Source organism: Nocardia speluncae NBRC 108251, assembly GCF_001613245.1.
GTDB classification, from domain to species: domain Bacteria; phylum Actinomycetota; class Actinomycetes; order Mycobacteriales; family Mycobacteriaceae; genus Nocardia; species Nocardia speluncae.
In genome coordinates, this window is record NZ_BDBZ01000044.1 from 1 (window position 1) to 12429 (window position 12429).

General features: G+C 66.9%; 10 protein-coding genes. 5 read left to right on the forward strand and 5 right to left on the reverse strand.

Translation table 11 applies throughout. From position 1 onward, the window contains the following. Positions 1-376: 376 nt before the first annotated feature. Positions 377-1078, reverse strand: a complete 702-nt coding sequence (locus NS6_RS30850; protein WP_068049451.1) for an SDR family oxidoreductase — start codon at positions 1076-1078, stop codon at positions 377-379. A gap of 89 nt (positions 1079-1167) precedes the next feature. Between NS6_RS30850 and ggh the strand changes: the two genes are divergently transcribed. After that, the gene (gene ggh / locus NS6_RS30855; protein WP_068049454.1) at positions 1168-2508 is read left to right on the forward strand and encodes a glucosylglycerate hydrolase; all 1341 of its coding nucleotides are present in this window, start codon (positions 1168-1170) and stop codon (positions 2506-2508) included. Between the two features lie 4 nt (positions 2509-2512). Here the strand turns inward: ggh and NS6_RS30860 are convergent, their stop codons facing one another. Next, a complete protein-coding gene (locus NS6_RS30860) occupies positions 2513-2935 on the reverse strand; it encodes an SdpI family protein (RefSeq protein WP_068049505.1) in 423 nt (140 codons plus the stop codon). A gap of 181 nt (positions 2936-3116) precedes the next feature. On the opposite strand from NS6_RS30860, the gene leuS reads away from it, so the two are divergent. Both leuS and NS6_RS30870 read left to right on the forward strand, forming a co-directional pair. Then, the gene (leuS, locus tag NS6_RS30865) at positions 3117-6008 is read left to right on the forward strand and encodes a leucine--tRNA ligase (RefSeq protein WP_068049457.1); all 2892 of its coding nucleotides are present in this window, start codon (positions 3117-3119) and stop codon (positions 6006-6008) included. A 207-nt stretch (positions 6009-6215) separates the two neighbouring features. Continuing rightward, positions 6216-8258 carry a PhoX family protein gene (locus NS6_RS30870; protein WP_157113036.1) on the forward strand — a complete coding sequence of 681 codons (2043 nt, stop codon included), beginning with the start codon at positions 6216-6218 and terminating at the stop codon, positions 8256-8258. A gap of 115 nt (positions 8259-8373) precedes the next feature. On the opposite strand, the gene NS6_RS30875 is transcribed toward NS6_RS30870, so the two are convergent. Further along, the gene (locus NS6_RS30875) at positions 8374-9213 is read right to left on the reverse strand and encodes an NAD(P)H-binding protein (RefSeq protein ID WP_068049461.1); all 840 of its coding nucleotides are present in this window, start codon (positions 9211-9213) and stop codon (positions 8374-8376) included. A gap of 63 nt (positions 9214-9276) precedes the next feature. Between NS6_RS30875 and NS6_RS30880 the strand changes: the two genes are divergently transcribed. Continuing rightward, positions 9277-9675: a winged helix-turn-helix transcriptional regulator gene (locus NS6_RS30880; RefSeq protein WP_068049463.1), complete on the forward strand. Its 399-nt coding sequence runs from the start codon at positions 9277-9279 to the stop codon at positions 9673-9675. 132 nt (positions 9676-9807) lie between these two features. Here the strand turns inward: NS6_RS30880 and NS6_RS30885 are convergent, their stop codons facing one another. Further along, a complete protein-coding gene (locus NS6_RS30885; RefSeq protein WP_084471566.1) occupies positions 9808-10653 on the reverse strand; it encodes a glycoside hydrolase family 25 protein in 846 nt (281 codons plus the stop codon). 116 nt (positions 10654-10769) lie between these two features. Beyond that, positions 10770-11525, reverse strand: coding sequence for an SDR family oxidoreductase (locus tag NS6_RS30890; RefSeq protein WP_068049464.1), 756 nt, complete (start codon positions 11523-11525; stop codon positions 10770-10772). A 327-nt stretch (positions 11526-11852) separates the two neighbouring features. Between NS6_RS30890 and NS6_RS30895 the strand changes: the two genes are divergently transcribed. Further along, positions 11853-12365, forward strand: coding sequence for an EXLDI protein (locus NS6_RS30895; RefSeq protein ID WP_068049466.1), 513 nt, complete (start codon positions 11853-11855; stop codon positions 12363-12365). Positions 12366-12429: the final 64 nt, after the last annotated feature.

Here is a 12429-nt window from a genome sequence, read left to right on the forward strand (position 1 = left end):
GTAACCGATATCGGGTGCGGTGGCCGGCGCCGCGTGGGCGGTGGCTGCGCCGAAGGTCGCGGTGGCTATCAGCGGCACGATGGCCGCGGCAATCTTGCGGATCCTCATGAATTCACACGTCCGATCTGATCACTTCGTCGCAAAGGATGGTTTGTCGCAAAGGATGGTCTACAGCCGGGACGAGCACGCTGTCCGAAGTGTGCCGGGAGAATTACCTGCTCACCGGCACAATCGAACATTCGGGACACTACGCTTCGAAGAGCTTCCGGGTGGCGGGATTTCGTGGAAACCCCGCGGTATCAGGAGCAATGGGCCGCACTGTATATCGGAGAGTCGGTGAATGTCCAGCTATCTACTGCGAATCGGTCCGGGCGGATCAGCGTGGGCGCAAAACGATCTCGGTGGGATGACCGTCGCGGGGGGTGTCGATCGCGGTCCGGACCGCCCGGGCGACCGTCTCCGGACGCAGGAACCCGGCCGGGTCGTAGGCCCGGCCCTCCCTGGCCACGATCTCGCGCTGCATATCGGTATCGATCCGCCCGGGATGGACGGAGGTCACCCGGATCGACGGCTCTTCCAGGCGCAGCGCGTCCCCGAACGCCCGCAGGCCGAACTTGCCGGCGGCATACGAGGACCATCCGGCGTTCGCGCGCAACCCGGCCCCCGAGTTGATCAGCACCACGTGCCCCTGCGCCGTACGCAGGGCGGGTAGCAGCAGCCTGGTCAGCTCCACCACTGCGATCAGATTGGTTTCGAGCGTTTCGCGCCACTGGTGTACCGAGGATTCGGCGACAGTGCCCAGATCGGCGATTCCGGCATTGTGCACGAGGACATCGAGCCGCTCGATCGGCGCGGCCGCGACAGCCACGGCCGGATAGTCGGTGAGTTCGACCGGCCAGCCCGTCGCTCCGGGCAACTCGGTCAGAATCGATCCCAGGCTCCCGGCGGTCCGGGCACCCAACAGCAGCTCGTGGTCGGCTGCCAGCTCCCGCGCGATCGCTGCGCCCAGCCCGCGCCCCGCTCCCGTGACCAGTGCTACGGGCCGCTCCTGCCCGGACTCTTCAGCTCCACGTTGCACAGCAGAAGTCTATGCCCGCACAGTTCTGCTCTGCGCGGGACAGGCCCCGACAGCAGAACCACCGAGGGGATAGCGAGCAAGATATAGAGATGGCACACCCCGGTTTCACTCCCACGCAGCTCGCTGCCCGCGCGGCGTATCTGCTGCGTGGCAACGATTTGGGAACCATGACCAGCGCCGCCCCACGGCTGTATCCGCATATGTGGAGCTGGGATGCGGCCTTCGTGGCTGTGGGGCTGGCGCCGTTGAGCGTGGAACGCGCGGTGATCGAACTCGACACCCTGCTTTCGGCGCAGTGGAAGAACGGGATGATCCCGCACATCGTGTTCGCCAACGGCGTGGACGGCTATTTCCCGGGTCCGGCCCGCTGGGAATGCCGGTTGCTGGCGGCTCAGGCGCCCGACGGCCCGGATACCTCCGGGATCACCCAGCCGCCGGTACATGCCATCGCGGTGCAGCGGATCCTGGACCATTCGCGCCGGCACGGGCGCAGCACGCGTGCCGTGGCCGAGGAGTTCCTGAACCGCCGCTGGCCCGATCTGGTGCGCTGGCATCGCTGGCTGGCACATGCCCGTGATCCGCTGGGCAATGGCCGGATCACCCTCTACCACGGGTGGGAATCGGGGATGGACAATTCCCCGCGCTGGGACCGGGCCTATTCCAATGTGGCGCCCGGCCCGGATCTGCCGCCTTATCGGCGCGAGGATGTGCTCGTCATCGATGACCCCACCCAGCGCCCCACCGACCGCGAATACGACCGGTACCTGTGGCTGGTGGAGCAGATGCGGCGCGCTCGCTACGACGACGCCGAACTGAGTACGGTGATGGATTTCGCTGTGGAGGATGTGTTCGTCACCGCGATCTTCGCTTTGGCCTGCGAAGTGCTCGGGCAGATCGGTGAGGAATACCATCAGCCGAAGGCCGATACCCGGGAGCTTTTCGCGTGGGCCGACAGGTTCCGCGGCGGCGTGATCGCCACCACCGACGCCCGCACCGGTGCCGCCCGCGATTTCGACACCCGGCTGGGTCGTTGGATCACCACCGAAACTCTGGCGATGTTCGCGCCACTGGTCAGCGGTGGGTTGCCGCGGTCCACCGAGCGCAACCTGCTGCGGATTTTCGAGGGCCCGCGGTTCTGCGGCCACCCCGACCTGCGGTACGCGCTGCCGCCCTCCACTTCGCCGGTGTCGAAGGATTTCCGTCCCCGTGAGTACTGGCGGGGCCCGGTGTGGCCGGTGATGAGCTGGCTGTTCTCCTGGGTTTTCGCCCACCGCGGCTGGGCGGAGCGTTCCTTCCTGCTGCGCGCCGAAGCGTTGCGCCAGGCCAGCGACGGCAGCTTCGCGGAGTATTACGAACCGTTCACCGGGGCGCCGCTGGGCAGTATGCAGCAGTCGTGGACTGCGGCCAGTGTGCTGGACTGGCTGGGCTGACGGATCAGGCCGGTTGTGAGCTGGCGGCCGGTTCGCAGGTGTTCTTCAGCGAACACCCCCCGCAGGATCCGCCGCAGCCGCCGGTCTCGGGCGGCGGGGCGATGGCCTCGGCTGCCCGCGCACCCGCATTGGCGCCCGAGCCGAGAGTGAACAGGGCGATAACGAGTACGCCCACGGTCACGAGGATGCCGGTGAGCGTACTCGCGGCCAGCACGACCAGCCCGCCCGCGGCGAGTAGCGCGCCGGAAACCACCGAGGTGGGGGCGGCGATCCGGTTCGCGGTGCGGAACGCGGTTTCGTCGCGCAGGGCGGCTTCGGTGTGCACACCGAGGTAGCGGTTGCCGGGCAGGCGGCCGAAGAAGCCGAGTACGCCCGTCGTCAGGGCAGTCAGGCCCAGGACGAACAGCAGAATCGCGACGACAAGCACCAGCCGAGAATACCGCAGGGGGTTCGGCGGGCCGAGGCTCGGACAGGCGCTCGCGGGGAAGTAGACCCAGGTCACACCGGCGCGCGACGGATATGCCCACCTTTTTGGGCTTGTCAGGGCGCACGTCTTAGGCTGTTCGACGACGGATTTATCCCCATGAGCAGCTAGAGAAGGCAGGACCGTGCAGGACTCCCGCGCAACCGAGACGGCCGGGCAGAGCTCGGTAGACACCGGCGCCCCGGGCCGGGGCGACGATACGCCCGCCCATCGGTACACCACTGCGCTCGCGGGGGAGATCGAACGCCGGTGGCAGGAGCGCTGGATCGAGCGCGGCACGTTCCATGCGCCGAACCCGGTGGGCCCGCTGGCGGGGGAGGTGCCGGCGGACAAGCTGTTCGTGCAGGACATGTTCCCGTACCCGTCGGGGGCGGGGCTGCACGTGGGGCATCCGCTGGGCTATATCGCCACCGACGTGTTCGCGCGGTATCACCGGATGCATGGGCGCAATGTGCTGCACGCACTGGGCTACGACGCGTTCGGTCTGCCCGCCGAGCAGTACGCTGTGCAGACCGGCGCGCATCCCCGCGACACCACCGAGGCCAATATCGCGACCATGCAGCGGCAGCTGGACCGGCTGGGCCTGGGGCACGATCGGCGGCGGTCCTTCTCCACCACGGACCCCGAGTACTACAAGTGGACGCAGTGGATCTTCCTGCGGATCTACAACGCCTGGTACGACCAGGAGGCCGACCGGGCCCGGCCGATCGAGGAGCTGGAGCGGCAGTTCGCCTCGGGTGCCCGCCCGGCGCCCGGCGGTAAGGATTGGGCGAGTATGCCCGCCGCCGAGCGGCGGGCACTGATCGACTCGTACCGGCTGGTGTATCAAACCGATTCGATGGTGAACTGGTGCCCCGGTCTGGGGACCGTGCTGTCCAACGAGGAGGTCACCTCGGACGGCCGCAGCGAACGCGGCAACTTCCCGGTGTTCCGCAAGCGCTTGTGGCAGTGGATGATGCGGATCACCGCCTACTCCGACCGGCTGATCGACGATCTGGACCATGTGGACTGGCCGGAGAACGTCAAGGCCATGCAGCGCAACTGGATCGGGCGTTCACGTGGTGCCCGCGTCGAGTTCGCGACGACGGCGGGCGATGTGGAGGTTTTCACGACCCGCCCCGACACGCTGTTCGGCGCCACTTACATGGTTTTGGCCCCGGAGCACGAGATGGTCGACGCGCTGACCGCGGCCGTCTGGCCGGCCGATACCGATGCCCGCTGGACCGGCGGCAGCGCGACCCCGGCCGACGCCGTCGCCGCCTACTGTAAGGCCATCGCGGCGAAATCGGATCTGGAGCGGCAGGAGAACAAGGACAAGACCGGTGTCTTCCTGGGGGCCTTCGCCACCAACCCGGTGAACGGCGCACCGGTCCCGGTGTTCATCGCCGACTATGTGCTGAGCGGGTACGGGACGGGCGCGATCATGGCCGTGCCGGGGCAGGATCAGCGCGACTGGGATTTCGCGACCGCATTCGGCCTGCCGATCATCCGGACCGTGCAGCCGCCGCAAGATTTCGACGGTGCCGCGTACACCGGGGACGGCCCGGCGATCAACTCCGATTACCTGAACGGGCTGACCATCGCCGACGCCAAGGCCACCGTGATCGCCCGGCTGGAAGCCGACGGCCGAGGTGCCGGCACCGTGCAGTACAAGTTGCGGGACTGGCTGTTCGCGCGGCAGCGGTACTGGGGTGAACCGTTCCCGATCGTCTACGACGAATCCGGTGCCCCGCACGCTCTGCCGGAATCGATGCTGCCGGTGCGGCTGCCCGAACTGGACGATTTCGCCCCGGTCACCTTCGACCCGGACGACGCGGATTCCGAGCCTTCCCCGCCGCTGGCAAAGGCCACCGACTGGGTGGAGGTGGAACTGGATCTGGGTGACGGGCCGCGCACCTACCGCCGCGATACCAACGTCATGCCCCAGTGGGCGGGCAGTTCGTGGTATCAGCTGCGCTACGCCGATCCCAGCAATTCCGCGGTGTTCTGCGCGAAGGAGAACGAGAGCTACTGGCTGGGCCCGCGGCCGGCCGAGCACGGTGCGGACGATCCGGGTGGCGTCGATCTGTACGTGGGCGGTATCGAGCATGCCGTGCTGCATCTGCTGTACACCCGTTTCTGGCAGAAGGTGCTGTTCGACCTGGGCGAGGTGAGCGGTAGCGAACCGTACCGGCGCCTGTTCAACCAGGGCTACGTCCAGGGATTCGCCTACACCGACGCACGCGGGGTCTATGTGCCGGCGGCAGAGGTGGTCGAACGGGACGGCAAGTTCTACTGGACCGACACCACCGGCACCGATATCGAGGTGAATCAGGAATACGGCAAGATCGGCAAATCGCTGAAGAACGCCATCGCCCCCGACGAGATCTTCGAGCTGTACGGGGCCGATACGTTCCGGTTCTACGAGATGTCGATGGGGCCGCTGGATACGTCGCGGCCGTGGGCCACCAAGGATGTTGTCGGTGCGCACCGTTTCCTACAGCGGGTGTGGCGGCTGGTGGTGGACGAGGAGACCGGCGCGACCCGGGTCACCGGGGACAATCCGTCCGATGAGACGCTGCGGTTGCTGCACCGGACCATCGCCGGGGTCGACGAGGATCTGGCGGCCATGCGCGACAACACCGCCGGCGCCAAACTGATCGAGCTGACCAATCACCTGACCAAGGCCTACCCGTCGGGCGCGCCCCGTTCGGCTGTGGAACCGGTGGTGCTGATGCTGGCACCACTGGCCCCGCATATAGCCGAAGAACTGTGGGAACGACTGGGGCACACCGATTCGCTGGCGCACGGTCCGTTCCCGGTTGCCGATCCCGCGTTGCTCACGGCGGAAACCGTGGAGTACCCGATTCAGGTGAACGGTAAGGTCCGCAGCCGTATCCAGGTGGATCCGGAGGCCGATCAGGCCGCGATCGAGGCGGCCGCGCTGGCCGACGAGAAGATCGCCGCGTTGCTGGACGGGAAGGCCCCGCGCAAGCTGATCGTGGTGCCGGGCCGGCTGGTGAATATCGTCGCCTGAGCGGACCGGGTCCGGGGCGGGAGCGAAACCGTGTCCACATAGCGCCCCGCTCGGAGGCAATCGACACAGCGTGGCTTTCGATCGGCCGGCACGGTGGCCCGGCAATTCCCGGGCTACCGTGTTGGCCGGTAGTTAATCTGCGAGACTCCTCGGACTTGCCTGCGTCGGCTAGCGTGCGTGCCGTTCAGCCCGGAACAGGAGTCCACTGTGAAACCTCTTGCGCTCTTCGTCGCACACCAACCGGCCGGATCCCGGTCGCGCGTGACCTGCCAGTACAAATGCGGTAACGCCTGCTTTCACGAGGTGCCCAACACCTCGTCGAACACCTACTTCGGGGATATCGTGGCCGGGATCTCCCGGCGCCGGGTGCTGCAAGGTGGTGCGGCCGCGGTGGTCGCGATCGGCGCCGTCGGCACCCTCGCGGCCTGCGGTGACGACGCCGGGGCCGGGAGCGCGGAGAGTGGGCAGGGGATGGGGACCGGGTTCGCGCCGGTCGCGCCGAACACCAAAGATGCAGTTGTCATCCCGGACGGCTACGAACAGGGTGTGGTGATCCGCTGGGGCGACCCGCTGTTCGAGGACGCGCCCGAATTCGATTTCTACAACCAGACTCCCGCCGCCCAGGCCAGGCAGTTCGGTTACAACAACGATTTCGCGGGACTACTACCGATCGAGGGACAGCCCGGCAAATACCTGCTGGTGGTGAACCACGAATACTCCACCGAGGTGTTCATGTTCCCCGGGTACAAGCCCGAGGCCATCAGCAAGGAGCAGGTCGAAATCGCCATGGCCGCGCACGGCCTGTCGGTGGTCGAGGTGCACGGTGAGCCCGGAACCGGGCGGCTGAAACCCGTTTTCGGCAAGTACAACCGGCGCATCACCGCGACAACGGAGTTCGAGCTGACCGGCCCTGCCGCGGGTAGCGCGCTGCTGAAAACCACCGCCGACCCCACCGGCACGAAGGTCCTGGGCACGATCAGCAACTGTGCCGGCGGTGTCACTCCCTGGGGCACCGTGCTTTCCGGGGAAGAGAACTTCAACGCCTATTTCATCGGCAAGGCCGCCGATCCTGCGACCGCCGAACGGCTGGACCGATACGGCATCGGCGAATCCGATTCCCCGCACTTCTGGGAGAAGTTCGACAAACGTTTCGATATCGCGGCCGAACCCAACGAGCCCAACCGTTTCGGCTGGGTGGTCGAGGTGGATCCGTGGGATCCGCAGTCCACGCCGGTCAAGCACACAGCGCTGGGCCGGTTCAAGCACGAGGCCGCGACTGTCCATGTCACCGCCGACGGCACCGTGGTCGCCTACAGCGGCGACGACGAACGCTTCGACTACATGTACAAATTCGTCTCCACCCGCAAGATCGAACCCGGCACCGGTGCCGCGAGCCGCCGCCACAACCGCACCATCCTCGACGCCGGAACCCTCTACGTCGCGAAACTCACCGGCGATCACCCCGACCGGATCGACGGTTCGGGCACCGTCCCCTCGGACCAGGGCTTCACCGGTAAGGGCCGGTGGATCCCGATCCTGCGTACCGGCGCGGACGGTCGCGGAGAATCGCTGGTGGATGGGATGACCGCGGAAGAGGTCGCGGTGTTCACCCGCCTCGCCGGCGATAAGGTGGGCGCCACCAAGATGGACCGCCCCGAGGATTTCGAGGCCAGCCCGGCAACCGGCAAGGTGTACGTGGCGCTGACCAACAACAGCAAACGCGGCACCGACGGCGAGGCCGCCGCCGACGAAGCCAATCCACGCAACGAGAACAAGAACGGCCAGATCCTCGAGCTCACCGACGACCATGCGGGCACCGAATTCATCTGGTCGCTGCTGCTGGTGTGCGGTGATCCGGCGGCCGCCGACACCTACTTCGCCGGCTACGACAAGATGAAGGTCAGCCCGATCTCCTGCCCGGACAATCTCGCCTTCGACCCGTACGGCAACCTCTGGATCAGCACCGACGGTAATGCCCTGGACGCCAACGACGGACTGTTCGCGGTGGTCCTCGACGGCGACCGCCGCGGCGAGACCAAACAGTTCCTGTCGGTCCCCGTCGGCGGCGAGACCTGCGGCCCGGTCATCACCGAGGACCGGGTCGTCGTCTGCGTCCAGCATCCCGGCGAAACCGACGACGCGTCGGTGGAGGCCCCGGCATCGCACTGGCCGGATGGCGGCACCTCGCAACCGCGCCCGGCCGTGGTGGCGGTCTGGAAGGCCGGTGGCGGCCGGATCGGCGTCGAGTAACCGTTGCGCTGCCACGGTTCCGGCTGGGCCGAGTGGGTCCGGCCGGAACGCGCTGGGTCCGCCACCAGGAGTGTCACAGGTACCAGTGGGAAACCGGAGGCTCCGGTGCATCGGCTCAGCGGAAGTCGTCCGCGTGGTCTATTGCCCATTGGGTGAAGGACCGCCCGGGTTGCCCGGTGACCTCCTCGACGATCGCCGAGACGTCCGGCGGATGAGTGGTACCGGCCGCCCAGCCCGCCAGCACGGGTTCGATTCCGTAGGCCGGCATCGTCTCGCTCAATCTGGCGCGGGCTTCGTCGGCGGTTACCGCCTCGAAGGCGATCTCGCGACCGATGGCTTCGGCGATACGGTCCACCTGCTGTCGCAGCGTCAGTGCCTCGACGCCCCATACCGGGTAGGCCCGCCCGTGGTGCCCCGGTTCGGTGAGCGCTGTGACCGCCAGGGCCGCCAGGTCCTTCTCGTGTACCGGTGCGGTTCGGGATTCGGGATCCGTCGCGTAGGCGACGCCCTGGGTGCGGATGCAATGTTGCCACCACCAGAGGGCGTTGGTGGCGAACATGCCCGGCCGGAGGAAGGTCCATTCGATACCGGATTCGACCAGGGCCGATTCGACCGCGCTGTGCATTCGGCCGATCGGATTGTGGTCCGAAGCGTCGCTCAGGACCGCCCCGGAAGACAGCAGGACGACGTGCCGTACCCCTGCGGCCTGTGCCGCCGCGACGAATCCGTCGATTCCGTCCGGTTTTGCGTAGAGGAAAACGCGTTCGGCGCCGTCGAGTGCCGCGGGCAATGTTTCGGGGCGCTCCAGGTCTGCCGCGACCATTGCCGTCCCCGGAACAGGGCTTTCTGCATCGGCGGCTCTGCTCGTCGGACGCACCTGCTCGCCTCGCGCAGCCAATCCCGCCGCGACGTGACGGGCGACATTACCGCGGGCTCCGAAAACTACTGTGACCATGGCCGGGAGCTTAAGCAGCATGCTAACTACAGGAAAGGGCATACCTGTAGGTAAGGTGCTTTCATGTCGGTAGGTTCCCAGGCACCCATCCGCGCCGGCGTGGATTCGGGTGACGCATTCAACAGTGACTGCCCGGCGCGTGAGGTGCTCGACCACATCACGAGCCGCTGGGGCGTTCTGATCCTGGCCGCGCTCGGTTCCGGGCCGCTGCGTTTCTCCGGACTGGCCGTGATGATCGGCGGAATCAGCGAGAAGATGCTGTCGCAGACGTTGCGGACCCTCGTGCGCGACGGCCTCGTCGGGCGGACCGTAGAACCCACCACACCGCCACGAGTGAGCTACGAACTCACGCCGTTGGGGCAGGGTCTGGTCCAATCGCTGGGGCAGCTGCTCGACTGGATCCGGGCGCATGCGGCGGAAGTCGTCGACGCCCAGGAACGGCACGACGGGCAACAGGGGTGAGTCCCCGGCCGGCGCCGGTGAATCGAGTTCATGCCCCGCCGGCGCGAGTGGCAGGCCGGGGCCCGCGGCCGCAAATACGCCGAGGACGGCCACGGAGATGTCCGACAGTGGACAACCGGGCGCGGGGTAGTTCTATCCGCTGCCGGTGAGACCGCCCATCCGGGCGAACCGGTTGAAATCCCCTTGGGCACCGCTGTATACGTTCACATCGGTAGCGCCGTGGATACCGGGGATCGAACCGGAATCGGTCTGCTGCCAGAACGTCCACGCCGGCCAGCGGCCGGGGACCTCCGGTTGCGGGCGATCGCGGTAGTCGGCAATCCACAGTGGGTAGCGGTGGAACTGGTCGCTGTCGGCCATCGCGGTCTTCCAGAAGGTCGGATAGGTGTAGATGATCGGGACGCGGCCGGTCAGCGCCTGGACCGTGTTGAGATAGCGATGAGTCCAGTCGATCAGTGCGGCGGGCGGGAGTCCGCCGGAATGCTCGATATCCAGCACCGGCGGCAGATCCAGCGGGCCGTTCTGGCCCAGTACGACCGCGGCGTAAAGCGCCGCCTGCGGTTCGGGCGGGAGGTTCGGATGCGCGTAGTGGTAGGTGCCGCGGGCCATCCCGGCGACCCGCATGTGCAGGCTGTCCTGGACGAAATACGGGTTGAGATAGTTCAGGCCCTCGGTAGCCTTGACCATGGCGAAACGGTGACCTGCGGCGCGCACCGCGAACCAGTCGATGGGGCGTCCGGCGTCGTGCTGCCAGGAGGACACGTCGGGGCCGGTCGGTTGTGCGGTCGCCGCCGGGGTCCCGGCAAAACCTGCTGCGCACACCAGCACCCCACCCACGGCGGCCTTCTGTAGCAGGCGGTGGGCCGCCGCGGCCCGACTGTGGGGATGTGTGGGCAGAGGGTTGCCGGGCAGGGCTCCGGGCCCGCGCCGCAGGAGGCGGCGCAACGGTGCAGTCGGTCTCCAGCGGACAGGTTTCATGCTCACCGACCTTATGCACCTGTAGGACGGCTACCTGGTAAGACCGCGCCGTGAATCAGCACCGATATCGTCGCGGCTGCGTCGGCGGTCCCGGTGCCGGGCTCAGGTATCGGCGTTCACCCGGCCTCGGCCCGGGACCGGTTGTGGAGCCAATCGCGGTAGTGCGTACCGGCCAGTGGGGTGTCCGGGCTCGCGAGGAGGGCGTCGTCGGGGACGGCAGCGAACATACCGGCCGATTCGTCGGTGACGACGAGACGGTCGTCGTGCTGCGCCGCCAGGGTGATCCGACCGAGTTCGTCCAATGCGAAGACCTCCGGCCCGGCGATATTGCGGATCCCCTGTAGTGGGGCGCGGGTGGCGACTTCGACCACCGCGTCGACGACGTCGGCGGCCGCCATGGGTTGCAGGCGGGTGCCGGGCAGGCGGACGGTATTTCCGTCGGCGGTCCAGGACAGTACCGAATCGATGAACTCGAAGAACTGGGTGGCGCGGAGGATGGAGTACGGCGTGGGACCCCACTTCACCATCTGCTCCTGCCGCGCTTTGGCGCGGTAGTAGTCCAGTTGCGGTACCTTGTCCACGCCGACGATCGAGAGCACGACCTGGTGTTTCACTCCCGCGTGCTCGCCCGCGGCGAGCAGGTTGTCCATCGATGTGCGGAAGAAATCCAGGGATGCTTCGCCGAAGGTGGGCGAGTTCGCCACATTGGTCACCACATCGGCGCCGGCCAGCACCTCTTCCAAACCCTCCCCGGTGATGACGTCGACGCCGGTGGACGGTGCCGCGGGGACGGCCTCGTGGCCGGCTGCCGCCAGTTTCTGCACCACCTGTGAGCCGATTCGCCCGGTACCGCCTACGACTACGTGTTTCATTCTCCCGCCTTTCACGGCACGGCCCCGGTCGTGCCGGGGGATTTCACGGAAGTCGATTGCTCTGGTGTCCGGTGTTGCGCACAGGGCGGGATCTGTCCCGCCGTGCCGCGGTGGCCGGGTTGCCGGTCACCGCACTGCGGGTCCAAGGAAACCAGGAGCGGCCCCGGGTAGGGGATCACCCGGCTCGGGTGAGGTTGGTCGGATTCCCGCATCCAGCAGCGGTTCCCGCCGTCGAAGACGGTGGCGTTGCCCCTGCTGGAGGTGGGTTTTCCGGTGAATCGCGCCCGTCCTCTTGTTTGTACGTATACTTCTACATATAGTGAGTGAATGCCGAATAAGACCATCTACGTTGCCGATGACGATCTGCCCCTGTTCCAGCGAGCGCAGGAACTCGTGGGTGGCAATCTGTCCGGCGCGGTGGTCACCGCGCTGCGGCGGTTCATCGAACTGGAAGAAGGCCGGCTCGAAGGCTACGACGAAGTGGTATTGCGGGTCGGGCACAACGGCGTCCGGCAGGTGCGTTTCCAAGGTGCGCTGCTCGGTGAATACCGCGACGTCGGCGAGGAACGAATGGAACATCTCCGGGTGTTCCGTGGCCGGAAAGGTAAGTTCGCGCTGCATGCGCAGTATTCGAATTGGGCGGACTATCCCGAATCGCAGAACTGGGTGCGCGATCTGAAGAACTGGCGGCGGATGCTCGGGATCGAGCAGGACTGGGGCGATTATCAGCTCACCGTCACCGACACACTGAGTGAATTGAAGGGGAAAATTCCGGACGAGCTGTACCGGCGAGTCGCCGATATCGCCGATCGGCCCCAGGTGGAAGAGCTCGATATCTGACTTTTTCCGAATGCGGCGCGCACCGCTGACCGGCTGACTCCAACACCGCGACCTGGGGAGCGGT

Bases quoted from the DNA above. Each gene is read 5' to 3' on its own strand.
- ggh (WP_068049454.1), top strand. From the start codon at position 1,168: ATGGCACACCCCGGTTTCACTCCCACGCAGCTCGCTGCCCGCGCGGCG.
- NS6_RS30875 (WP_068049461.1), bottom strand. From the start codon at position 9,213: ATGGTCACAGTAGTTTTCGGAGCCCGCGGTAATGTCGCCCGTCACGTC.
- NS6_RS30880 (WP_068049463.1), top strand. From the start codon at position 9,277: ATGTCGGTAGGTTCCCAGGCACCCATCCGCGCCGGCGTGGATTCGGGT.
- NS6_RS30885 (WP_084471566.1), bottom strand. From the start codon at position 10,653: ATGAAACCTGTCCGCTGGAGACCGACTGCACCGTTGCGCCGCCTCCTG.
- NS6_RS30890 (WP_068049464.1), bottom strand. From the start codon at position 11,525: ATGAAACACGTAGTCGTAGGCGGTACCGGGCGAATCGGCTCACAGGTG.
- NS6_RS30895 (WP_068049466.1), top strand. From the start codon at position 11,853: ATGCCGAATAAGACCATCTACGTTGCCGATGACGATCTGCCCCTGTTC.